The organism is Pseudomonas nunensis, assembly GCF_024296925.1.
In the GTDB taxonomy this organism is placed as follows: domain Bacteria; phylum Pseudomonadota; class Gammaproteobacteria; order Pseudomonadales; family Pseudomonadaceae; genus Aquipseudomonas; species Aquipseudomonas nunensis.
The window spans coordinates 816642-840546 of sequence record NZ_CP101125.1; the positions used below are offsets into that span (position 1 = coordinate 816642).

Sequence of the window (23905 nt, forward strand, 5' to 3'; positions counted from 1 at the left end):
TCGGTCACGTTCGCCTGAGCGCAAAAACTGCCCTTCAAGTAATTTTAAACAGTCGTTTTAGCGGTTACTCTGTGCCACGTCCCTTTTACACATCACCCGTCGCGAGGAACTCGTCGTCATGAAATGCCGTGAAGGCTGTGGCGCCTGTTGTATTGCCCCTTCCATCAGTTCACCGATTCCCGGCATGCCCCAGGGCAAAGCCGCTGGCGAACGTTGCGTACAACTTTCTGTCGAAAACCTGTGCAACATTTTCGGCCAGGCAGAGCGTCCGGCCGTCTGTTCGGCCTTCGAAGCCGATGCCGAGGTTTGCGGCAACAGCAGTGAAGAAGCCATCAGGCTGATTGGCTGGTGGGAGCGAATGACGGCGGCGTGATGTGTTCAAACGAACGGAAACTCAACAATAAGGAATAACACTATGGGTTCGCTGCATCGTATTGCTGTGCTGTGTGGTTTGACGGTTGTGCTGGCCACCTCGGCCGCCCAGGCTGAAGACTGGAAAGTCGCGAAAAACGAAGACGGCATCAAGGTGTCCCTGAGTGAAGTGGCCGGTTCCGATTACAAGGCCTATCAGGGCGTGACCCTGATGAAGACCACCATCGCCAAATTGCGCGCGCTGCAGGAAGACGTGTCGGGAGCCTGCTCGTGGATTCACGAGTGCAAAGCCCAGAAGTTGCTCAAACACGAAGGCGCCGACAGCTGGACCTACACCCAATTCAATACTCCGTGGCCCGTCACCCCACGTGATTCGGTGCTGCACGTCACCACCGTCGAAGGCGCCGATGGCAGCCTTACCCGCAAACTCGAAGGTGTACCGAAGTACATTCCTGAAGAAAAAGGCTTTATTCGGGTCGCCAAGGTTGACGGTTTCTGGAAGTTCGTACCCAAGGGTGATCAGGTCGAAGTGACCTATCAAGTGCACACCGAGCCAGGCGGCAGCGTACCGTCGATGATCGCCAACAAGTTTGTGGTCGATGCCCCGTTCAATACCCTGAAAGCCCTGAAAGAACGCGCCGAGAAGTAACTGCGCCGCGCTTTCGAAAACGCCCCGACTGGTTCGGGGCGTTTTTATTTGGGCAATGCTTAAACACAATCCCCTGTGGGAGCGGGCTTGCTCGCGAAGGCGGTGTGTCAGTCGATATCAATGTTGAATGATTAACCGCATTCGCGAGCAAGCCCGCTCCCACAGGTTCAGAGTCCTGTCAGGTTCAGTGTTTTATTGTGTTTCCAGATATACGTTGCACGAAATTTTCACAAAGCCTCCAAGACAATTCGCCCGCGCCAACATCCGCACAGTAATCAATAGCAATGCCGCGAGTGATCGGGCAACATTTGCGCACCCGCGCAAGCCCCGGGGCCGAGTACTGGCCAACAGAGGGCAGGGCGCAGCTGTATTTTTGAAACTTCAACTTCCAATGGGTCCTAAAACGACATGGCAAACCCGGACGCCCTGAATCAGCAGCGAGCTTCTAATCGCCTGCTGCAACCGACCGTCAAATCGCATCTGGCCTACACGTTACTGTGTGCCCTGGTCATGATGGTCATGTTCAGCCTGCTGCGCGTCGCGCTGCTGGTCTACAACCGCTCGATGATCCTCGATACACCGGCTTCGACCTTCCTCGAAGCGTTCGCCAACGGCCTGCGTTTCGACCTGCGCCTGGTGGTTTACCTCATCATTCCGTTGCTGCTGGCATTGTTCAGCGCCCGGGCCATGGCAGCTCGCGGGTTCTTCCGTTTCTGGCTGACCATCGCTTCGAGCATCGCGCTGTTCCTCGGCCTGATGGAGATGGACTTCTACCGTGAGTTCCACCAGCGCCTCAACGGCCTGGTCTTCCAGTATGTGAAAGAAGACCCGAAAACCGTGATGAGCATGCTCTGGTACGGTTTCCCGGTCGTTCGCTACCTGCTGGCCTGGGCCGTGGGCACGTTGATCCTGACCCTGGCGTTCAAGGGCGCCGACCGCGCCACCCGTCCGCGTGGTCCGTTCAGCGGCGGCAGCATCGGCACGCGCCAGATCGCCCCGTGGTATGCGCGCATCGGTGTGTTCGTGGTTTGCCTGCTGATCTGCGTAGTCGCCGCTCGTGGCACCCTGCGCCAAGGCCCGCCGCTGCGTTGGGGTGACGTCTACACCACCGACTCCAACTTCGCCAACCAATTGGGCCTCAACGGCACACTGTCGCTGATCGCGGCGGCCAAGGCGCGGATGTCCGAAGAACGTGACAATATCTGGAAAGCCACGCTGGATCAGCCTCTGGCCCAGCAAACCGTGCGCGACATGCTGCTGACCCCGAGCGACAAACTGGTCGACGCTGACATCGCTGCGGTACGCCGTAACTACACGCCGGATGCCAACAAGACCCTGCCGATCAAGAACGTGGTCGTGATCCTGATGGAAAGCTTCGCCGGTCACTCGGTGGGCGCTCTGGGTCGTCCGGGCAACATCACGCCAGCCTTCGACAAGTTGTCGAAAGAAGGCCTGTTGTTCGATCGTTTCTTCTCCAACGGCACCCACACCCACCAGGGTATGTTCGCCACCATGGCCTGCTTCCCGAACCTGCCGGGTTTCGAATACCTGATGCAGACCCCGGAAGGCAGCCACAAGTTGTCCGGCTTGCCGCAGTTGCTCAGCGCCCGTGACTATGACGACGTGTACGTCTACAACGGCGATTTCGCCTGGGACAACCAGTCGGGCTTCTTCAGTAACCAGGGCATGACCAACTTCATCGGGCGCAACGATTTCGTGAACCCGGTGTTCTCCGACCCGACGTGGGGCGTGTCCGACCAGGACATGTTCAACCGTGGCCTGGAAGAACTGAAGGCTCGCGATGGCAAGGACAAAAAACCGTTCTATGCCTTGCTGCAAACCCTGTCCAACCACACGCCATACGCGTTGCCGACGCCATTGCCTGTCCCGCCTGTGACTGACCGTGGCAGCCTCAATGAACACTTGACCGCCATGCGCTACTCCGACTGGGCGCTGGGTCAGTTCTTCGAGAAGGCGCGCAAAGAGCCTTACTTCAATGAAACCCTGTTCGTGATCGTGGGCGACCATGGCTTCGGCGACGAGCAGCAAATCACCGAAATGGACCTGGGCCGCTTCAACGTGCCGATGCTGATGATCGCACCGGGCATCCAGCAAAAGTTCGGTGAGCGTGACCACACCGTGGGCACTCAGATCGACATCGTGCCGACCATCATGGGCCGTGTTGGTGGCGACGTGATTCATCAATGCTGGGGCCGCGACTTGCTGAACCTGCCGGAAGGCGACAAGGGTTTTGGCGTGATCAAGCCTTCTGGCAGCGATCAGACCGTGGCACTGCTGACGGCTGACCGCGTGCTGGTCTTGCCGAAAGAAATGCCGCCAAAGCTGTATCAGTACGAACTGGGCGCCAATCCGAAAGGTGTGGTGATTCCCGAGTCGGCTGACGAAGCGGCGCTCAAGCAGAAGCTTGAGTCGTTCCTGCAAACCGCGACCAAGAGCCTGCTGGATAACACCGCTGGCGTGGTCAACGGCAAGCCGGACTAAGGTTTGACGCAATAAAAAAGAGGCCCTTTTTCAAGGGCCTCTTTTTTTGGTCGGTTAAATCTTTATATCTTGCCGAGCAAGAGCAGAATCAACAGCACAACCAACACCACACCGAGGATACCCGACGGGCCATAACCCCAACTTCTGGAGTGCGGGAAGACCGGCAGACCGCCAATCAGCAAGAGGATCAGAATAACGATAAGAATTGTGCCCATGACGATTTCCTTGTTGGAAGTGTTCCGGATTGACCGAATGTTTTAACCATCAGCCGGGATGTAATTAATCCGAACTGCTTACAAAATCCGACTCACGCACCTGAAAGAAAATTCAAAGTTTTTTAATGTTTTTTAGAAACCAGGCTTATTTCTTTTTCTCTTAGGTCAAGTTCACAAGTTAGACCGCGTTATCGTTCTTCGCGAGCAAGCCCGCTCCCACAAGGGAATGCGATCAACTGTGGGAGCGGGCTTGCTCGCGAAGGCGGCAACACGGTCTACAAACAAACCAGGCCAGTCACTCCCACGGTTTGCCCGGACCATTCAGCAATCTGATGGAGCGTGGGTCGGGCAATTTCCTTCGCTACACTCGGCGCATCTTCCCCAGAACAACAAGGCTGTTTGCTATGCAAAATCGCATGATGATCACTGGCGCAGGCTCGGGCCTGGGTCGCGAAATCGCGCTGCGCTGGGCCCGCGAAGGCTGGCAACTGGCCTTGTCGGATGTCAGCGAGCCGGGCTTGCAGGAAACCCTGAAACTGGTGCGCGAAGCCGGCGGTGACGGTTTTATCCAGCGCTGCGACGTGCGCGACTACAGCCAACTGACCGCGTTCGCCCAGGCGTGCGAAGAGAAACTCGGCGGCATCGATGTCATCGTCAACAATGCCGGCGTGGCTTCGGGCGGGTTCTTCAGCGAACTGTCCCTGGAAGACTGGGACTGGCAGATCGCAATCAACCTGATGGGCGTGGTCAAGGGCTGCAAAGCCTTCCTGCCGCTGCTGGAAAAAAGCAAAGGCAAGATCATCAACATCGCCTCGATGGCTGCACTGATGCAAGGTCCGGCCATGAGCAACTACAACGTGGCCAAGGCCGGTGTGGTGGCGTTGTCCGAAAGCCTGCTGATCGAACTGGCGCAGCAGGAAGTCGGTGTGCACGTGGTGTGCCCGTCGTTCTTCCAGACCAACCTGCTGGATTCCTTCCGTGGTCCGACCCCGGCGATGAAAGCCCAGGTCGGCAAGTTGCTGGAAAGCTCACCGATTACTGCCACTGACATTGCCGACTACATCTATACGCAAGTGGCCGCCGGTGAATTCATGATCCTGCCCCACGAGCAGGGCCGCATGGCCTGGGCGCTGAAACAGAAAAACCCGCAACTGCTCTACAACGAAATGACCGTCATGGCCGACAAAATGCGCGCCAAGGCCAAACAATCCGCCAACTGATCTTGCCCGCCAGCAACAGCGTCGTTAGGGTGGCCGCATTCGGCCATCCTAACGAGACGTCTGCATGCTCAATTACCTGTGGTTTTTTCTTGCCGCGCTGTTCGAAATCGCTGGCTGTTTCGCGTTCTGGATGTGGCTGCGCCAAGGCAAAAGTGCCTGGTGGGTCATACCGGCGCTGCTGAGCCTGACCTTGTTTGCGCTGTTGCTGACGCGGATCGAAGCTACCTACGCCGGCCGCGCCTATGCCGCCTACGGTGGCATCTACATCATTGCGTCGATTGGCTGGCTGGCGGTGGTCGAGCGGGTGCGTCCGCTGGGCTCGGACTGGGTCGGCGTGGCGCTGTGCGTGATCGGCGCGTCTGTCATCCTTTTCGGCCCGCGCTTCAGCGCATCCTGAAGGATCGGTCCTTCATGGGCTCGGTTTGCAGGACATGTCTGTCAGGCAAAATGTCTTGGGTTGTAGGGCATTACTGATTTGCCTGTATTGCATTGAAGCTCCCGCGTGTGCCGGGCATCTTCAGGGACCGGTAACCCTTGAAGGATGAAGGCCATGCTTGTACTCAGTCGTGTCGTAGGCGAATTGATTTCCATCGGTGACAACATTTCCGTGCGCATTCTGGCGGTCAACGGCGGCAGCGTGCGCTTCGGCGTCGAAGCCCCGCAAGACGTCAATGTGCACCGAGCCGAAGTCTACCAACGCATCCAGGTCAAACAGTCCAAACACAAAGAACGCTGAGCGATTCAGTCGAACAGGTGCTTGGGCACATCGTGCTTGAGCATCAACTGGCATTGTTCGCTGTCGGGGTCGAAAACGATCAGCGCCTGGCCCTTGGTCAGTGCCTGGCGAACCCGCAGTACGCGGGTTTCCAGCGGCGTGTCATCGCCATTGTCCGTGCCGTCGCGGGTCACGAAGTCTTCGATCAGGCGGGTGAGGGTGTCGACTTCAAGTTGGTCGTAAGGGATCAGCATAGGCACCTCGGCTAAAACAATGGCGCGATGCTACGGCGAATGAGGTTTTGCGGCTAGCTGGGCGCATCATTGCCCGATCTACCGCTTTCGCGAGCAAGCCCGCTCCCGCTAGGGGAATGCATTCCAAATGTGGGAGCGGGCTTGCTCGCGAAGGCGTCGGATCACACACCAAACGTTTCAAACTGAAAATCAGCTCTCGTTACGCTGCCCAACAAGGCTATCCACCGACGGCACCCGCGTATCGCTTTCCATCTGCGTGTCATGTTCGATCTGATGACTGAACCGGTCCAGCGAACCCTTGGCCGGTTGCGCATCGCTGGCAAACACCGGCGGACTCAGAATGTACGCGCCGAGCAAACGACTCAACGCCGCCAGGCTATCAATGTGCGTACGTTCGTAGCCATGCGTCGCATCGCAACCAAACGCCAGCAGCGCGGTACGAATGTCATGCCCGGCGGTCACCGCCGAGTGAGCGTCGCTGAAGTAATAGCGGAACAGGTCGCGACGCACCGGCAAATCGTTGTCACTGGCCAGGCGCAGCAAATGTCGCGACAGGTGATAGTCGTAAGGGCCGCCGGAATCCTGCATCGCCACGCTCACGGCGTGTTCGCTGGAGTGCTGGCCCGGCGCGACCGGTGCAATGTCGATGCCGACGAATTCACTGACATCCCACGGCAACGCCGCCGCCGCGCCACTGCCGGTTTCCTCGGTAATGGTGAACAGCGGATGACAGTCGATCATCAGCTCTTCACCGCTGTCGATGATCGCTTTCATCGCCGCCAACAGCGCGGCAACCCCGGCCTTGTCGTCGAGGTGACGGGCGCTGATGTGGCCGCTTTCGGTGAATTCCGGCAGCGGATCGAAGGCGACGAAATCGCCGACGCTGATCCCCAGGGAATCGCAATCGGCGCGGGTCGCGCAGTATGCGTCAAGCCGCAACTCGACGTGATCCCAGCTGATCGGCATTTCATCCACGGCGGTGTTGAACGCATGCCCGGAAGCCATCAACGGCAACACGCTGCCACGGATCACGCCGTTGTCGGTAAACAGGCTGACCCGGCTGCCTTCGGCAAAACGGCTGGACCAGCAGCCGACCGGGGCCAGGGTCAAACGACCGTTGTCCTTCACCGCACGCACTGCCGCGCCGATGGTGTCCAAATGCGCGGAGACCGCCCGGTCCGGGCTGTTTTTCTTGCCCTTGAGGGTGGCGCGGATAGTGCCGCGCCGGGTCATTTCGAAGGGAATGCCCAGCTCTTCGAGCCGCTCGGCGACGTAACGCACGATGGTGTCGGTGAACCCGGTCGGGCTGGGAATGGCGAGCATTTCCAGCAGGACTTTTTGCAGGTAGTTGAGATCCGGTTCTGGAATTTTGCTGGTCATGGAAACTCCTGATGAGTAACGAACATCGATGGTTTCGATGAGGGGAAAGGATTTTGTGGTGCCTGGTAGGCCGCCTTCGCGAGCAAGCCCGCTCCCACACGGAATCGCGGCGCTTTTGTAGGAGCGAGGCTTGCCCGCGAAGGCGCCAGTCCAGGCACTACATGATTAAGAAACCGCCGGCTGACTATGCGGAAACAACAAATCCACAAACCGCTCCGCCGTCGGCTGCGGTTCATGATTCGCCAGGCCGGCGCGTTCATTGGCTTCGATAAACACGTACTCCGGCTGATCGGCGGCCGGTACCAACAGGTCGAGGCCGACCATCGGGATATCCAGCGCCCGCGCCGCGCGTACGGCGGCATCCACCAGCGTCGGGTGCAGGATCGCGGTGACGTCTTCAAGCACGCCGCCGGTATGAAGATTCGCCGTACGCCGTACGAACAGATGCTCACCGGCCGGCAGAATGCTCTCGTAGTCGTAACCCGCCGCCTGCAAGGTGCGCTCGGTTTCGTGGTCCAGCGGGATCTTGCTTTCGCCGCTGGTGGCCGCTTGACGGCGCCGGCTCTGGGCTTCGATCAGCGCACCGATGGAGTGCTGACCATCACCGACAACTTCCGCTGGCCGACGAATCGCGGCAGCGACCACTTCAAAACCGATCACCACAATCCGCAGGTCCAGCCCTTCGTGGAAGCTTTCCAGCAACACGCGGGAGTCGAACTGGCGCGCCGCTTCGATGGCTTGCTGAACCTCTTCAATGGTCTGCAAATCCACCGCTACGCCTTGGCCCTGTTCGCCGTCGAGTGGCTTGACCACCACCCGTTCGTGCTCGTCGAGAAACGCCAGGTTGTCGTCACCGTTGCCGGCCAATTGCTGGGAGGGCAGGTTCAGGCCAGCGGCTTTCAACACCTTATGCGTCAGGCTCTTGTCCTGGCACAGGCTCATGCTGATGGCGCTGGTCAGGTCGCTCAACGATTCACGGCAACGCACCCGGCGTCCGCCGTGGCTAAGTGTAAACATCCCGGCGTCGGCGTCATCGACTTGAACATCAATGCCGCGACGGTGAGCTTCCTCGACGATGATCCGCGCATACGGATTGAACTCGGCTTCCGGTCCAGGCCCCAGGAACAACGGCTGATTGATGCCGTTCTTGCGCTTGATGGCGAACGTCGACAAGTTACGAAAACCGAGCTTGGCGTAGAGACTTTTCGCCTGGCGGTTGTCGTGCAACACCGACAGATCCAGGTAACTTAGCCCACGGCTCATGAAGTGCTCGATCAGATGCCGCACCAGCACTTCGCCGACACCCGGCCGTGAACAATGCGGGTCAACTGCCAGGCACCAAAGGCTGCTGCCGTTTTCCGGATCGTTGTAGGCCTTGTGATGATTGAGGCCCATGACGCTGCCGATAATCGCGCCGCTGTCCTCGTCCTCTGCCAGCCAATACACCGGGCCACCCATGTGACGCGGGGTCAGCAACGACGGATCGATCGGCAACATTCCGCGAGCCTGATACAGCAGATTGATCGCCTGCCAGTCCGCCTCGCTCTGCGCCCGGCGAATACGGAAACCACGGAACACCCGGGTCGACTGGCGATAATCGCTGAACCACAGACGCAAGGTGTCGGACGGATCCAGAAACAACTGAGCCGGCTCCAGCCCCAACACTTGCTGGGGCGCCGCCACATACAGGGCGATATCGCGCTCGCCGGGATGTTCGTTGAGCAACTCCTGGGCGATGCTCGCCGGATCAGGAAAGGTATGCCCGATCAGCAACCGGCCCCACCCGCAGTGCACCGCAATCGGCGCCGCCCCGAGTTCACTGCCGTCCTCGGCTAGGCGCGCCTGCAAGCGTTCGTAAGTGGGGGACTGACCGCGCAGCAAGCGTTGGCTGTAAGCCGTAGCGTGGGGTTTCATCGATCAGAGTCCTTGTTCACTGAGCCACAGGTTCAGCGCCGCCAATTGCCACAGCTTGGAGCCGCGCAACGGGGTCAACTGGCCTTGCGGGTCGGTCAGCAAGCGATCAAGCATGGCCGGGTTGAACAGGCCGCGATCCTGGCTTGGATCGAGCAGCAGTTCGCGCACCCAGTTCAGCGTATCGCCCTGCAAATGCTTGAGGCCGGGCACCGGGAAGTAGCCCTTTTTACGGTCGATCACTTCGCTTGGAATGACCAGTCGCGCCGCTTCTTTCAGCACTTGCTTGCCACCGTCTGGCAGTTTGAATTTGCCCGGCACCCGGGCCGACAATTCCACCAGGCGATAGTCGAGGAACGGCGTACGCGCTTCCAGGCCCCAGGCCATGGTCATGTTGTCGACGCGTTTGACCGGGTCGTCCACCAGCATGATCGTGCTGTCCAGACGCAAGGCTTTATCTACCGCCGCATCAGCGCCGGGTTGTGCGAAATGTTCCTTCACGAAGTCGCCAGCAGCGTCATTCGCTGTCAGCCATTTCGGCTGCACGGTGGCGGCGTAGTCTTCGTAGCTGCGATCGAAAAACGCCTCGCGATACGCCGCATACGGATCGGCTGCGCCGTCCACTTGCGGGTACCAGTGATAACCGGCGAACAACTCGTCCGCGCCCTGGCCGCTCTGCACCACTTTGCAGTGCTTGGCCACTTCGCGGGACAGCAGATAGAAGGCAATGCAGTCATGGCTGACCATCGGCTCGCTCATGGCGCGGAACGCCGCAGGCAACTGCTCGATGATCTCGCTTTCCTGAATGCGCAACTGGTGATGCTGAGTGCCGTAATGCTTGGCGATCAGGTCCGAATACTGGAATTCGTCGCCACGCTCGCCGCCGGCATCCTGGAAGCCGATGGAAAAGGTCGACAGGTTCTCCACGCCGACTTCACGCAACAGACCGACCAGCATGCTCGAATCGACACCACCGGACAGCAACACGCCGACATCCACCGCCGCGCGCTGACGGATCGCTACCGCGTCGCGGGTGCTGTCGAGCACACGGTCACGCCAGTCTTCCAGGGTCAGGTTCATCTCATCGGCGTGGGGACCGTAGGGCAGGGTCCACCAGGTTTTCTGCTCGGTGGTGCCATCGGCTTCGATGCGCATCCAGGTCGCCGGCGGCAGTTTTTCGATGCCCGCGATCAAGGTGCGCGGAGCCGGGACCACCGCGTGGAAATTCAGATAGTGATTGAGTGCAACGGGGTCGAGCATCGGGCTGATATCGCCACCCTTGAGCAACGCCGGCAAGGCCGAGGCGAAGCGCAAGCGCTGGCCGGTGCGCGACAGGTACAACGGCTTCACGCCGAGACGGTCACGGGCGATGAACAGGCGTTTGGCGTCACGTTCCCAAATGGCGAAGGCGAACATGCCGTTGAGCTTGGGCAACAGTGCTTCGCCCCAGGCGTGATAGCCCTTGAGCAGCACTTCGGTGTCGCCGCCGGAATAGAAGGCATAACCGAGGCTTTCGAGCTCGGTGCGCAGTTCCGGGAAGTTGTAGATCGCGCCATTGAAGGCCAGGGACAGGCCCAGTTGGTTGTCGATCATCGGCTGCGCCGAGCCGTCCGACAGGTCCATGATTTTCAGGCGACGATGGCCCAGGGCAATCGGCCCTTGGCTGTGAAAACCCCAAGCATCCGGGCCGCGAGGGGCCAGGTGATGGGTGATTCGTTCAACGGCCGCGAGGTCCGCAGGTTGTTGATCAAAGCGTAACTCGCCAGCTAATCCGCACATAAAGTCCTTACCGGTTTTTCCGTTGGGGAGGGTCAGTCGATACCGCGCCGACACGGCGGGTACTCTGAAACTGACCCGGCGGGTTGGCGGGAGTTTTAGATCGATCGGTTATAAGTAACAGGGCGGGGCTGTTGCGGACAAAGCTAGACCCTGTCCCCGTAGGAGCTGCCGAAGGCTGCGATCTTTTGATCTTGATCCTAAAAACAAGATCAAAAGATCGCAGGGTATGACTCACCTACATAGGCAACTTTGTCTGTGCGAATCAACTGCCGCGGATCAACCGGCGCAAGGCAAAACGGTTCGGATGACAGGCCTCGGCGACGCTGCGCGGCAAGGGCAACGGTTCGTTGTCCAGCCACGCAGCCAGCAACTCGCCGGACAGCGGCGCGGTGATCAAGCCCCGTGAGCCGTGACCGCTGTTGACGTACAAGCCATCAAGCCAGGGGCATGGAATGTCCGGCACTTGCCGGGCGTCCTTGCTCAGGGCGGCATAGGCCTGATTGAACGCTTGGCCGTCGGCGAGCGGACCGACGATGGGCAGGTAGTCGGGGCTGGTGCAACGGAACGCGGCGCGACCTTGCAGCTGTTCGGCGTCCAGTTGATCGGCGTGCAGGCGGGTGACCAGATCGCTGGAAATCTCTTCCAGCAGTTGCAGGTTGCCCAGGTGTTCGGCGGTGGTGGGTGTCAGGTCATCGCTGTTGAAATCGAAACTGGCGCCTAGGGTGTGTTCGCCCAGTCGCGACGGTGCCACATAACCTTCGGCGCATACCACCGTGGCCAGGCTCTGGCTCTCGCTGGTTTGCGCCAGTCGGGTGATTTGCCCGCGAATGCGCTTGAGCGGCAGGTCGGCACTTTGCGCAAAACGTTTGATCTCGGCGGCGCCGGCCAGCACGACCACCGGTGCGCTGGCGAGCAGGGTTTCGCCGTCCCAGGCTTGCCACTGGTCATCGACCTTGCGCAGTTCCAGCACGTTACGATGAGTCAGCAATTGAACATTGGGTTGGGTTGCCTGCCACTGACACAACGCCGGCGGATGCACCCAGCCACCGTCGGGATAGAACAAACCGCCATGGGCCAGCGCAATGCCGGCCTGCGCCTCGGCTTGTGGCTGATCCAGCACATGCAGCAAGTCGGCCGGGAACGCCGCCGCCAATTGCGCCTGACGCTCGGCTTCCTTGGCATTGAACGCCAGTTGCAGCACGCCGCAGCCGTCCCAATCGACGCCGCGATGCAAATGTTCAAGCACGCGCCGGGTGTGGCCAAAACCGCTGACAATCAATTGCGATAACGCGGTGCCATGGGCCGACAGCTTGAGGTACAGCACGCCTTGCGGATTGCCCGAGGCTTCCTGGGCGATGTCGGTATGTCGTTCCAGCAAACTGACCTGCCAACCCCGGGCCGCGAGGCTGGCCGCACTGGCACAGCCGGCCAGACCGGCGCCGATCACCAAGGCACGGCGTTCGCCTTTATGCACGGGCGGGCGAGCGAACCAAGGTTTGGCGGCGACAGGTGCGGCGACTTCAGCAGGCCAGCCAAGAAAGACGCCCCGCAGGATTTCCCATTTATGGCCGATGCCCGGCGTGCGCTTCATCTTGAAGCCCGCGGCGTTGAGCAACCGACGGACCCAACCAGTGCTGGTAAACGTGCTGATGGTTGAATCAGGAGCGGCCAGCCGCGCCAGTTCGGCGAACAGCTCGGCGGTCCACATGTCGGGGTTTTTCGCCGGGGCAAAACCGTCGAGAAACCACGCATCCACCTGTGCGTCCAGTTGCGGCAACTGTTCCAGCGCATCGCCGATCAGCAACGTCAGGGTCACCCGGCCGTTATCCAGCACCAGCCGTTGGAAGCCCTGATGGATCGCCACGTACTGGGCCAATAACTGGTCGGCAAAGGGCTTGAGTTCTGGCCACAGTGCCAGCGCCCGTTTCAGATCCGGGGCGGTCAGCGGGTATTTTTCCACGCTGACAAAATGCAATCGCGCACCGGCCACGGCCTGCTCCTCGAACAGTTGCCAGGCGCAGAGAAAATTCAACCCGGTGCCGAAACCGGTCTCGCCAATCACCAGTCGACCGTCAGCGGGCAACGCGGCAAAGCGTTCCTTCAGGCGGTTTTGTTCGATGAACACGTAACGGGTTTCATCCAGACCGGACAGGTCTGAAAAATACACATCATCGAACACCCGCGAGTACGGGCGTCCCTGGTCGTCCCAGTCGAGCTGGGCGTTGGGCAATTCGGGGTTCATGGCAGGCTCGGTAACGGCTAGGCGGGCATTCTATCTGATCGGGGCTTGTGTGCTTGATCCGTGGCAAGTCCTTAGACAAGTAAGGCGGTGAAGATCAAAAGATCGCAGCAGCTCCATGGAATGCGTATCCCTGTAGGAGCTGTCGAGTGCAACGAGGCTGCGATCTTTTGATCTTGCTCGTGATCTTGAACTTCTCCCCCCATTGGAGAGGTCAATCCGCTAGTCTTGCTCAATCTTGGAAGGGAGCCGCCCATGTTCGAATCTGCCGAAATCGGTCACGCCATCGACAAAGAAACCTACGACGCCGAAGTACCGGCCCTGCGTGAAGCCTTGCTCGAAGCGCAGTTTGAACTGCAGCAGCAACAACGTTTTCCGGTGATCATTTTGATCAATGGCATCGAAGGCGCCGGCAAGGGCGAGACGGTCAAGTTGCTCAACGAATGGATGGACCCGCGCCTGATCGAGGTGCGCACCTTCGACCAGCAGACCGACGAAGAACTGGCGCGGCCACCGGCCTGGCGCTATTGGCGGATGCTGCCGGCCAAGGGGCGCATGGGGATTTTCTTCGGCAACTGGTACAGCCAGATGCTGCAAGGTCGCGTCCATGGCGACTTCAAGAATGCGGTATTGGATCAGGCGATCAACCAGTCCGAGCGTTTCGAAAAAATGCTCTGCGACGAAGGCGCGCTGATCTTCAAGTTCTGGTTCCACCTCTCGAAAAAACAAATGAAGGCGCGGCTCAAGGCACTCGCTGACGATCCGTTGCACAGTTGGCGCATCAGCCCGCTGGACTGGCAGCAATCCCAGACCTACGACAAATTCGTCAAATACGGCGAGCGCGTGCTGCGCCGCACCAGTCGCGACTATGCGCCATGGCATGTGATCGAAGGCGTCGATCCGCATTACCGCAGTCTGGTGGTCGGCCAGATCCTGCTCGAGGGTCTGCAAAATGCGCTGAAGCGGCCCAAGGTTCATCCGGACAAGGTCAACGCCGCGCCGTTGCCGATTCATGTCGATCAAATGAATGTGCTCGACAGCCTGGATTTGACCCAAAGCCTGGACAAGGACGATTACGAAGAACAACTGATTACCGAGCAGGCGCGATTCTCCGGCCTGATGCGCGACAAACGCATGCGTCAGCACGCTTTAGTGGCGGTGTTCGAGGGCAATGATGCGGCGGGCAAGGGTGGAGCGATTCGTCGGGTCGCGGCAGCCCTCGATCCACGGCAATACAGCATCGTGCCGATTGCTGCGCCGACCGAAGAGGAGCGAGCGCAGCCGTACCTGTGGCGTTTCTGGCGACATCTCCCGGCGAAGGGCAAGTTCACCGTGTTCGACCGTTCGTGGTACGGCCGGGTGCTGGTGGAGCGCGTCGAAGGTTTCTGCCCGCCGGCGGATTGGTTGCGGGCGTACAGCGAGATCAACGATTTCGAAGAGCAGATTTCCGATTCCCACGTCATCGTGGTCAAGTTCTGGCTGGCCATCGACAAGCAGACTCAACTGGAACGCTTCCAGGCTCGGGAGGACATCCCCTTCAAGCGCTTCAAAATCACCGAAGACGACTGGCGCAACCGCGACAAGTGGGACGCCTACCGCGCTGCAGTCGGCGATATGGTCGATCGCACCAGCACCGAGATCTCGCCCTGGACTTTAGTGGAAGCCAATGACAAGCGTTGGGCGCGGGTCAAAGTGTTGCGCACGATCAACCGGGCGCTGGAAGAAGCGTTCGACAAGGCCGACAAGAAGGCCAGGAAGCACAAGAAGTAGGACGATGGTTGCGCATACGCGGGGTGAATGATTGTCGCGGTCGGCAATGGGGTGGACTTATGCTCGGTCCACTCTCAACCGACAACAACAATGAGGTATGCCATGCGTGAAGTGGTGATCGTCGACAGCGTACGGACCGGCCTGGCCAAATCCTTTCGCGGCAAGTTCAATCAGACCCGCCCGGACGACATGGCGGCCCACTGCGTCAATGCGCTGCTGACGCGCAACGACATCGACCCGGCCAGCGTCGAGGATTGCATCGTTGGCGCTGGCTCCAATGAAGGCGCCCAGGGCTACAACATCGGGCGTAACGTCGCGGTGCTCTCGCACCTGGGCATCGGCACTGCCGGCATGACCCTCAACCGTTTCTGCTCATCGGGCCTGCAAGCCATCGCGATTGCTGCGAACCAGATCGCCTCGGGTTGCAGCGACATCATCGTGGCCGGTGGCGTCGAGTCCATCAGCCTGACCATGAAAAGCGTCAACACCGACAACCTGATCAACCCGTTGCTCAAGGAACAGGTGCCGGGCATCTATTTCCCGATGGGCCAGACCGCTGAAATCGTCGCCCGTCGTTACAACGTCAGCCGCGAAGAACAGGATTTGTACGCGTTGCAGAGCCAGCAACGCACCGCGCAAGCTCAGGCGGCCGGGTTGTTCAATGATGAAATCGTGCCGATGGCAGTCAAGTATCGGGTTGAAGACAAAGCCACCGGCCAGGTGCAGATCCTCGATGGCATCGTCGATCACGATGACTGCAACCGCCCGGACACCACCCTGCAAAGCCTCGCGGGTTTGAAACCGGTGTTTGCCGAGGACGGTTCGGTGACGGCGGGTAACTCGTCGCAACTGTCGGACGGTGCGTCGATGACTCTGGTGATGAGCCTGGAAAAAGCCCTGGAATTGGGCTTGAAGCCGAAAGCGTTCTTCCGAGGCTTCACCGTGGCCGGTTGTGCGCCGGACGAAATGGGCATCGGCCCGGTGTTCTCGGTGCCGAAGTTGCTCAAGGCCAAGGGCTTGCAGGTTGCCGATATCGATCTGTGGGAACTCAACGAAGCGTTCGCGTCGCAGTGCCTGTACAGCCGTAATCGACTGGAAATCGATAACGCCAAGTACAACGTCAATGGCGGCTCGATTTCCATCGGGCATCCGTTCGGCATGACCGGGTCGCGTCAGGTCGGGCATATCGTGCGGGAACTGCAACGGCGCAACTTGCGTTATGGCGTGGTGACCATGTGCGTGGGTGGCGGGATGGGGGCTACGGGGTTGTTTGAGGCGGTGCGTTAAACCGGTAGATTTGTTTTGCCTATTGTGGCGAGGGGGCTTGCCCCCGTTGGACTGCGCAGCAGTCCCTTGTTTTCTGGTGTACGGGGGGCCGCTGCGCGGCCCAACGGGGGCAAGCCCCCTCGCCACAGGTTATCGGTTTTTGCTCTGAAGCTGCATCCGCTCGATATACGCCTGTATCTCCCGCGCCGCCGCCTCAGGGTTGTCGAACGGCCCTTCGAGGGTGTTTTCCCGGGTGCTGAAATACAACTCCCCATTCACACGACACATCCGGTCACTGCGAAAGTGCGTGGCGGGGGCGTTGTCCTGGGCGCGCATGCCGTACATGGCGATCTCCTGAGGGTAGGTCCTGTTTGCGGATCCAATGAGCTTATGCCTGAAGTACTTGCCGCGCCTGGCGACCTGATCGACGGCACTTCGTCAATTTAGCGTTGCGACCTGCACAGTTTCATTCGCGGCCAATCCACAACTGTCCCTGTGTGCCATCGGGCGCTCAGCCTAGAATGACGACTCTCGTCACTTGGCTTTGGGGTCGGCATGCATATTTCATCGGGTCGCTGGGTGTACGGTCTGTTCCTGGCCTTGCTGACCGCGCTGTTGTGGGGAATCCTGCCGATCAAACTCAAGCAAGTGCTGGTCGTCATGGACCCGGTGACGGTGACCTGGTTTCGCCTGCTGGTGTCCGGCGGTTGCCTGTTCCTGTATCTGGCAGCGACCAAACGCCTGCCAAGCCGCAAAGTGCTCGGCCCAAAGGGCGGCTGGCTGGTGCTGATGGCGGTGCTCGGGTTGGTGGGCAACTACGTGTTGTACCTGATGGGCCTGAACCTGCTGAGCCCCGGCACCGCGCAACTGGTGGTGCAGATGGGCCCGATCATGTTGCTGATCGCCAGTCTGTTTGTGTTCAAGGAACGCTTCAGCATCGGGCAGGGGATTGGCCTGTTGGTGCTGCTGATCGGTTTCGGGCTGTTTTTCAATCAGCGCCTGGCCGAATTACTCACGTCCCTGACCGACTACACCGCCGGCGTATTGATGGTGTTGGCGGCGTCGACGGTCTGGACATTCTATGCGCTGGGCCAGAAACAATTGCTGACGGTGTGGAATTCGTTGCAGGTGATGATGGTGATTTATCTGTTCTGCGCGCTGTTGCTGACGCCGTGGGTACATCCGCTGGAAGCGCTGAGCCTGAGTCCGCGACAAGGCTGGTTGTTGCTGGCGTGTTGCATGAACACACTGATCGCCTATGGCGCATTCGCTGAAGCGCTGGCGCATTGGGAGGCTTCGCGGGTGAGCGCGACCTTGGCGATAACGCCGTTGGTGACGTTTGTCGCGGTGGCCTTGGCGGCGTGGGCATGGCCCGAGTATGTGCATGCAGAGACCATCAATGGCCTGGGTTATGGCGGCGCGGTGCTGGTGGTATTGGGATCGGCGCTGGTGGCATTGGGGCCGTCGTTGATGGCGGGGCTCCGGGCGCGGCGGGTGAAGGTGGCAGCAGGGTAGACCGCGTTATCGTTCTTCGCGAGCAAGCCCGCTCCCACAAGGGAATGCGAAAACCCCTGTGGGAGCGGGCTTGCTCGCGAAGACTGACTATCAGACGCTACAAACCTCAGCCCTTGGCCCCCGCTTCGAGCATATTCTCCGGCCGCACCCACGCATCAAACTGCTCATCGGTCAGATAACCCAATTGCAACGCCGCCTCACGCAAGGTCAGCCCTTCGGCATACGCCTTCTTGGCAATCTCCGCCGACTTGTCGTAGCCAATGTGTGGGTTCAGCGCGGTCACCAGCATCAAGCCACGTTCCAAATGTTCCGCCATTTTCTCGGCATCCGGTTCCAGCCCGGCGATGCAATGCTGCTGGAAGTTGCTGCAGCCATCGGCCAGCAGGCGAATCGATTGCAGCAGGTTGTGGATGATCACTGGTTTGAACACGTTCAATTGCAGGTGACCCTGACTCGCGGCAAAACCGATCGCCACATCGTTGCCCATCACTTGGCAGGCGAGCATCGACAACGCTTCGCACTGGGTCGGGTTGACCTTGCCGGGCATGATCGAACTGCCAGGCTCGTTGGCCGGCAGCTTCACTTCAGCGAACCCGGCACGCGGGCCGGAGCCGAGCAAACGCAGGTCGTTGGCGATTTTCATCAGGGTCACGGCCAGGGTTTTCAGCGCCCCGGACAACGTGGTCAGCGGTTCATGGCCGGCGAGGGCAGCGAATTTGTTCGGCGCGGTGACGAACGGCAAACCGGACAGCGCGGCCAGTTCAGCGGCAATCGCTTCACCAAAACCGTGGGGCGAGTTCAGCCCGGTGCCCACCGCCGTGCCGCCCTGGGCCAGTTCACAGACTTGCGGCAATGCGCTGCGGATCGCCCGTTCGGCGTAATCCAGTTGTGCGATAAACGCCGACAGCTCCTGGCCGAAGGTGATCGGCGTCGCATCCATCATGTGCGTGCGGCCGGTCTTGACCAGTTTCATGTGCCGCGCCGACAGCTCGGCCAACCCACCCGACAATTCACTGATCGCCGGCAGCAGTTGTTGCTGCACCGCTTGAACGGTGGCGATGTGCATGGCGGTGGGGAAGCAATCGTTGGAGCTCTGGGAGCGATTCACGTGATCGTTGGGGTGCACCGGCGACTTGCCGCCGCGAGGGTTGCCGGCCAATTCGTTGGCGCGACCGGCAATCACTTCGTTGACGTTCATGTTGCTCTGGGTGCCGCTGCCGGTCTGCCATACCACCAGCGGGAACTGGTCGTCATGGCTGCCGTCGAGCACTTCATCGGCGGCTTGCTCGATCAGCCGGGCGATGTCCGCCGGCACGTCACCATTACGGTCGTTGACCCGGGCCGCGGCTTTCTTGATCAGCGCCAGCGCATGCAGGACCGCCAGGGGCATGCGTTCCTGACCGATGGCGAAGTTGATCAGCGAACGTTGGGTCTGCGCGCCCCAGTAGGCATCATCCGGGACGTCCACTTCACCAAGGCTGTCGGTTTCGATACGGCTCATCGGTCACACTCCTGAATGTCTGATTGCGCAGTTTAGGCCGTGTTCGGCCGATGTGGTTCCATCAGTCTGTTTTTTGACCGCTCAGCCCTGCAAATCAGGCCCTGTAAGGGGCAGGGGTTGAGCCATGACGTTTTTTAGGCGCAGAATGGTCGCCCTTGGGGTTTTACCTCGCCTGCTAGAAAAGGAAACTCGATGACTCGTCTTCGTGCCATCTGTACCGCGGTTGCACTGGTTTGCGCCAGCGGCCAGGTTTTTGCCGATACCGCCAGCCACAACGCCAGTGCCGAAGCTTTCCTGACCCTGGCGCACGCTGACAAATTGGGCACTCCGGTGTACATGCAAGTGCAGCAAATGTTCGCTCAGCGCTTTGAACAGACCAAAGCCCCTGAATCGAAAAAGGCCCTGCTGGAAACCTACCAGGCCAAGGCCAACGCCGCTCTGGACCAAGCCATTGGCTGGAACAAGCTGAAACCTGACATGGTCAAGCTGTACACCACCAACTTCAGCGAGTCCGAGCTCAAAGACCTGGTTGCTTTCTACCAGTCGCCGCTGGGCAAAAAAGTCCTGGAAAAAATGCCGCAGCTGACTCAGCAATCGGCCCAGATGACCCAGGCCAAACTCGAAAGCGCCGTGCCAGTGGTCAACAAGCTGTTGGCTGACATGACCAACGAGCTGGATCCGAAGGCTGCCGCAGCTGCACCTGCTCCTGCCAAGAAAAAGCCTTAAGCGGAGTCGGGTATGACCATGCAACAACGCATCGAATCGACGCTGGGGTTGTTACAGCCCGAGCACCTGCAAGTGCAGGATGAAAGCCACATGCACAGTCGTGGGTTGCAAACCCACTTCAAGGCCGTGGTGGTCAGCCAGCAGTTCGAAGGGCTCAATCGCGTCAAGCGTCACCAGAAAGTCTACGGCACGCTCGGCGAGCTGATGGGTGAGTTTCATGCGTTGGCGCTGCATACCTACACGCCTGAAGAATGGGCACAGATGGATGCGGCCCCGGCCTCACCGACCTGTGCTGGCGGCAGCAAGCATTGATGTCCTGCCCCCTGTAGGAGCGAGGCTTGCCCGCGAAGGCGTACTCAAGATCGCCATCGCGGGCAAGCCTCGCTCCTACAGAAGCGTTTATTTTTGCTAGAATCCGCAACGCGCCGCTAACCCGGCGCGTTTTTTTTCGCATCCGGTTCACCCCTTACGAGGGTAGCCACCTGGAGAATCACCCATGACACAACAGATTGTCGTGGCGGCACTGTATAAGTTCGTCACCCTGGAAAACTATGTCGAGATGCGTGAGCCATTGCTGCAAGCGATGGTCGACAACGGCATCAAAGGCACGCTGCTGATCGCCGAAGAAGGCATCAACGGTACCGTGTCCGGCAGCCGCGAAGGCATCGACGGGCTGATGGCCTGGCTCAAGAACGACCCGCGCATGGACGATATCGACCACAAAGAATCGTACTGCGACGACCAGCCGTTCTACCGCACCAAGGTCAAGCTGAAGAAAGAAATCGTCACCCTCGGCGTTGACGGCGTAGACCCGAACAAAGCCGTCGGCACCTACGTCGATCCGCAGAACTGGAACGCGCTGATCAGCGATCCGGAAGTGCTGCTGATCGACACCCGCAACGACTACGAAGTCGCGATTGGCACCTTCGAAGGCGCCATCGATCCAAAAACCACCAGTTTTCGCGAATTCCCCGACTACATCAAAGAACACTTCGACCCGGCCGTGCACAAGAAAGTCGCGATGTTCTGCACCGGCGGCATTCGTTGTGAAAAGGCTTCGAGCTACATGCTCAGCCAGGGCTTCGATGAGGTCTATCACCTCAAGGGCGGCATCCTGAAGTACCTCGAAGAGGTGCCGCAGGAAGAAACCAAGTGGCAGGGCGACTGCTTTGTGTTCGACAACCGCGTGACCGTGCGCCACGACTTGAGCGAAGGCGACTACGATCAATGTCATGCCTGTCGTACACCGATCAGCGTCGAAGACCGCGCATCCGAGCACTACGTGGCGGGCATCAGTTGCCCGCATTGCTGGGATAAGCTGAGCGAGAAAACCCGTCGCAGCGCCATCGACCGGCAGAAGCAGATCGAACTGGCCAAGGCGCGCAACTTGCCGCACCCGATCGGTTACAACTACAAGCAAACCCCTTCCGAGGCTTGAACCCATGTCTGCTCGCCGCCTGCTCTATGTGATGGACCCGATGTGTTCCTGGTGCTGGGGCTTCGCGCCGGTGGCTGAAGCGCTAGTCGAGCAGGCGCAGGCGGCGGGCGTGGAGTTGCATCTGGTGGTGGGCGGTTTGCGCACCGGCAGCGGTTCGGCACTCGAGCCGACCACCCGACGCTACATTCTTGAGCACTGGCAAGCGGTCACCGAGGCCACTGGCCAGCCGTTCAAGCGCGAAGGTGCGTTGCCTGACGGCTTTGTCTACGACACCGAGCCGGCATGCCGGGCGCTGGTGACGGCGCGCAGCCTGGCGCCGGATTGCGCGTGGAAACTGCTCGGGCTGATTCAGCACGCGTTCTACGCCGAAGGTCGCGACGTCACCCACGCCAGCGTGCTGGTGGAATTGGCGGAAAAGGCCGGTTTGCCGCGCATCGAGTTCGCTGCGGCGTTCGACCGTGCCGATCAGCACGCTGCCACCGCCGCCGATTTCACCTGGGTCCAGGACCTCGGCATCGCCGGGTTCCCGACCTTGCTGGCCGAGCGCGATGGGCAATTGGCGTTGCTGACCAACGGCTATCAACCCCTGAATGTCCTGTCACCGCTGCTCGGCCGCTGGCTGGAGCGCGCTGCCTGTGCATGATCTGCCCGACGATGTACCCGCTTCCCCGCGTGTCGATCGACTGAGCTGGGCGGAAATCCGCCGACTGGCCCTGCATCATAAAAAATCCCTGTGGATCGCCAACGGCGTGGCCGTGCTGGCGACCCTGTGCAGTGTGCCCATCCCGTTGCTGTTGCCGTTGCTGGTGGACGAAGTGCTGCTGGGTCACGGCGATTCTGCGCTGAAGATCATGAACCACGCACTGCCCGATGTTTGGCAGAAAGCCGCCGGCTACATCGGCCTGATGCTGCTGGTGACCTTCGTCCTGCGCTGTGGCGCGTTGCTGTTCAACGTGGTGCAAGCGAAGTTGTTTGCGGCGCTGGCCAAAGACATCGTTTACCGCATCCGCGTGCGACTGATCGAACGGCTCAAACGCATCTCCCTGGGCGAATACGAAAGCCTGGGCAGCGGCACGGTAACCACGCACCTGGTCACCGACCTCGATACCCTCGACAAGTTTGTCGGCGAAACCCTCAGCCGTTTCCTCGTGGCGATGCTGACCCTGGTCGGTACCGCGAGCATTCTGGTGTGGATGCACTGGAAACTTGCGCTGCTGATCATGCTGTTCAACCCGCTGGTGATCTACGCCACGGTGCAGCTCGGCAAACGGGTCAAGCACCTGAAGAAGCTGGAGAACGACAGCACATCGCGTTTCACTCAGGCATTGACCGAAACCCTGGATTCGATCCAGGAAGTGCGCGCCGGTAATCGTCAGGGTTTTTTCCTCGGTCGGCTGGGTCAGCGTGCCCGGGAAGTGCGCGATTACGCAGTGAACTCGCAATGGAAAACCGACGCGTCGAACCGGGCCAGCGGCTTGCTGTTCCAGTTCGGTATCGATATTTTCCGCGCCGCCGCGATGCTCACCGTGCTGTTCTCCGACCTGTCCATCGGCCAGATGCTCGCGGTGTTCAGCTACCTGTGGTTCATGATTGGTCCTGTCGAACAGCTGCTGAATCTGCAATACGCCTACTACGCTGCTGGCGGTGCGCTGTCGCGGATCAACGAGTTGCTGGCGCGTGCCGATGAGCCGCAATACCCCGGTGGCGTCGATCCATTCCAGGGTCGCACCACCGTGGGCATCGACGTTCAGGGGCTGAGTTTCAGTTATGGCGATGAGCTGGTGCTGGACCAGATGAACCTGAGCATCGCCCCCGGTGAAAAAGTCGCGATCGTCGGCGCCAGCGGTGGCGGTAAAAGCACCCTGGTGCAGTTGCTGTTGGGCTTGTACACGCCGCTGGCCGGGACCATTCGTTTCGGTGGTGCGACGCAAGAAGAGATCGGCCTGGAAACCGTGCGGGAAAATGTCGCCGTGGTGTTGCAGCATCCGGCGCTGTTCAACGACACCATCCGGGCCAACCTGACCATGGGTCGCGAACGCAGCGACGAAGCGTGTTGGCAGGCCCTGGAAATCGCCCAGCTCGATGGCACGGTGCGCGGCTTGCCCCAGGGCCTGGACAGTGTGGTCGGGCGTTCCGGTGTGCGTTTGTCCGGTGGCCAGCGTCAACGGCTGGCCATTGCGCGGATGGTTCTGGCCCAGCCCAAAGTGGTGATCCTCGACGAGGCCACCTCGGCGCTGGATGCCGCCACCGAATACAACCTGCATGAAGCACTGGCGCGGTTCCTCAGCGAGCGCACCACCCTGATCATTGCCCACCGACTGTCAGCGGTGAAGCAGGCCGACCGCGTGCTGGTGTTCGATGGTGGACGCATCGCCGAGGATGGCGACCATCAGCAACTGATCGCCGATGGTGGTTTGTACGCCAAGCTTTATGGGCATTTGCAGCAGCTGTAA

The 23905-nt window shown here is 60.0% G+C and carries 22 protein-coding genes; 14 read left to right on the forward strand and 8 right to left on the reverse strand.

Annotated features, from left to right (window positions below):
• Window positions 1-118: 118 nt before the first annotated feature.
• The 3 genes from NK667_RS03795 to NK667_RS03805 all read left to right on the forward strand — a co-directional run bounded on the left by NK667_RS03795 (window position 119) and on the right by NK667_RS03805 (window position 3523).
• Complete coding sequence (locus NK667_RS03795; protein ID WP_054051850.1) at window positions 119-373, forward strand: YkgJ family cysteine cluster protein; 255 nt, start codon at window positions 119-121, stop codon at window positions 371-373.
• A 42-nt stretch (window positions 374-415) separates the two neighbouring features.
• Window positions 416-1021, forward strand: coding sequence for an START domain-containing protein (locus tag NK667_RS03800; protein WP_054051852.1), 606 nt, complete (start codon window positions 416-418; stop codon window positions 1019-1021).
• Between the two features lie 408 nt (window positions 1022-1429).
• A complete protein-coding gene (locus NK667_RS03805) occupies window positions 1430-3523 on the forward strand; it encodes an LTA synthase family protein (protein WP_054613885.1) in 2094 nt (697 codons plus the stop codon).
• Window positions 3524-3585: 62 nt separating this feature from the next.
• On the opposite strand, the gene NK667_RS03810 is transcribed toward NK667_RS03805, so the two are convergent.
• Window positions 3586-3744: a DUF3309 family protein gene (locus tag NK667_RS03810; protein WP_177331420.1), complete on the reverse strand. Its 159-nt coding sequence runs from the start codon at window positions 3742-3744 to the stop codon at window positions 3586-3588.
• A gap of 398 nt (window positions 3745-4142) precedes the next feature.
• Here NK667_RS03810 and NK667_RS03815 point away from each other — a divergent pair, with 398 nt between their 5' ends.
• From NK667_RS03815 to csrA, 3 genes are all read left to right on the forward strand, one after another.
• Window positions 4143-4958: an SDR family oxidoreductase gene (locus NK667_RS03815; RefSeq protein WP_054051857.1), complete on the forward strand. Its 816-nt coding sequence runs from the start codon at window positions 4143-4145 to the stop codon at window positions 4956-4958.
• 64 nt (window positions 4959-5022) lie between these two features.
• Window positions 5023-5355: a YnfA family protein gene (locus tag NK667_RS03820; RefSeq protein ID WP_054613886.1), complete on the forward strand. Its 333-nt coding sequence runs from the start codon at window positions 5023-5025 to the stop codon at window positions 5353-5355.
• Window positions 5356-5508: 153 nt separating this feature from the next.
• Window positions 5509-5694, forward strand: a complete 186-nt coding sequence (gene csrA, locus NK667_RS03825) for a carbon storage regulator CsrA (protein WP_054613887.1) — start codon at window positions 5509-5511, stop codon at window positions 5692-5694.
• 5 nt (window positions 5695-5699) lie between these two features.
• Here csrA and NK667_RS03830 read toward each other — a convergent pair whose 3' ends face one another.
• The 5 genes from NK667_RS03830 to mnmC form a co-directional block, all read right to left on the reverse strand.
• A complete protein-coding gene (locus tag NK667_RS03830; protein WP_010461751.1) occupies window positions 5700-5927 on the reverse strand; it encodes a YheU family protein in 228 nt (75 codons plus the stop codon).
• A gap of 189 nt (window positions 5928-6116) precedes the next feature.
• Window positions 6117-7307, reverse strand: coding sequence for an osmoprotectant NAGGN system M42 family peptidase (locus NK667_RS03835; RefSeq protein ID WP_054051863.1), 1191 nt, complete (start codon window positions 7305-7307; stop codon window positions 6117-6119).
• A gap of 165 nt (window positions 7308-7472) precedes the next feature.
• Window positions 7473-9221, reverse strand: coding sequence for an N-acetylglutaminylglutamine synthetase (gene ngg / locus NK667_RS03840; RefSeq protein WP_054613888.1), 1749 nt, complete (start codon window positions 9219-9221; stop codon window positions 7473-7475).
• A 3-nt stretch (window positions 9222-9224) separates the two neighbouring features.
• Window positions 9225-10997, reverse strand: a complete 1773-nt coding sequence (locus tag NK667_RS03845) for an N-acetylglutaminylglutamine amidotransferase (RefSeq protein WP_054051867.1) — start codon at window positions 10995-10997, stop codon at window positions 9225-9227.
• Between the two features lie 262 nt (window positions 10998-11259).
• Complete coding sequence (mnmC, locus tag NK667_RS03850; protein ID WP_054613889.1) at window positions 11260-13239, reverse strand: bifunctional tRNA (5-methylaminomethyl-2-thiouridine)(34)-methyltransferase MnmC2/FAD-dependent 5-carboxymethylaminomethyl-2-thiouridine(34) oxidoreductase MnmC1; 1980 nt, start codon at window positions 13237-13239, stop codon at window positions 11260-11262.
• Between the two features lie 252 nt (window positions 13240-13491).
• Here mnmC and pap point away from each other — a divergent pair, with 252 nt between their 5' ends.
• Complete coding sequence (pap, locus tag NK667_RS03855; protein WP_054613890.1) at window positions 13492-15006, forward strand: polyphosphate:AMP phosphotransferase; 1515 nt, start codon at window positions 13492-13494, stop codon at window positions 15004-15006.
• Between the two features lie 102 nt (window positions 15007-15108).
• Window positions 15109-16293 carry a thiolase family protein gene (locus NK667_RS03860; RefSeq protein WP_054613891.1) on the forward strand — a complete coding sequence of 395 codons (1185 nt, stop codon included), beginning with the start codon at window positions 15109-15111 and terminating at the stop codon, window positions 16291-16293.
• A 129-nt stretch (window positions 16294-16422) separates the two neighbouring features.
• Here NK667_RS03860 and NK667_RS03865 read toward each other — a convergent pair whose 3' ends face one another.
• Window positions 16423-16617, reverse strand: a complete 195-nt coding sequence (locus NK667_RS03865) for a DUF6316 family protein (RefSeq protein ID WP_054613892.1) — start codon at window positions 16615-16617, stop codon at window positions 16423-16425.
• 210 nt (window positions 16618-16827) lie between these two features.
• On the opposite strand from NK667_RS03865, the gene NK667_RS03870 reads away from it, so the two are divergent.
• Window positions 16828-17787, forward strand: coding sequence for a DMT family transporter (locus NK667_RS03870; protein WP_054613893.1), 960 nt, complete (start codon window positions 16828-16830; stop codon window positions 17785-17787).
• A gap of 106 nt (window positions 17788-17893) precedes the next feature.
• Here NK667_RS03870 and NK667_RS03875 read toward each other — a convergent pair whose 3' ends face one another.
• Entirely contained in the window at window positions 17894-19288 is a 1395-nt protein-coding gene (locus NK667_RS03875) for a class II fumarate hydratase (RefSeq protein ID WP_054613894.1), read from the reverse strand.
• Between the two features lie 192 nt (window positions 19289-19480).
• Here NK667_RS03875 and NK667_RS03880 point away from each other — a divergent pair, with 192 nt between their 5' ends.
• The 5 genes from NK667_RS03880 to NK667_RS03900 all read left to right on the forward strand — a co-directional run bounded on the left by NK667_RS03880 (window position 19481) and on the right by NK667_RS03900 (window position 23905).
• Window positions 19481-20014: a DUF2059 domain-containing protein gene (locus NK667_RS03880; protein WP_054051881.1), complete on the forward strand. Its 534-nt coding sequence runs from the start codon at window positions 19481-19483 to the stop codon at window positions 20012-20014.
• A 12-nt stretch (window positions 20015-20026) separates the two neighbouring features.
• Window positions 20027-20326 carry a BolA family protein gene (locus NK667_RS03885; RefSeq protein ID WP_054613895.1) on the forward strand — a complete coding sequence of 100 codons (300 nt, stop codon included), beginning with the start codon at window positions 20027-20029 and terminating at the stop codon, window positions 20324-20326.
• A 184-nt stretch (window positions 20327-20510) separates the two neighbouring features.
• Window positions 20511-21452, forward strand: coding sequence for an oxygen-dependent tRNA uridine(34) hydroxylase TrhO (trhO, locus tag NK667_RS03890; RefSeq protein ID WP_054051885.1), 942 nt, complete (start codon window positions 20511-20513; stop codon window positions 21450-21452).
• A gap of 40 nt (window positions 21453-21492) precedes the next feature.
• Complete coding sequence (locus tag NK667_RS03895; RefSeq protein ID WP_177331421.1) at window positions 21493-22095, forward strand: DsbA family protein; 603 nt, start codon at window positions 21493-21495, stop codon at window positions 22093-22095.
• Entirely contained in the window at window positions 22088-23905 is a 1818-nt protein-coding gene (locus tag NK667_RS03900) for an ABC transporter ATP-binding protein (RefSeq protein ID WP_054613896.1), read from the forward strand. Before NK667_RS03895 ends, NK667_RS03900 begins: the two co-directional genes overlap by 8 nt.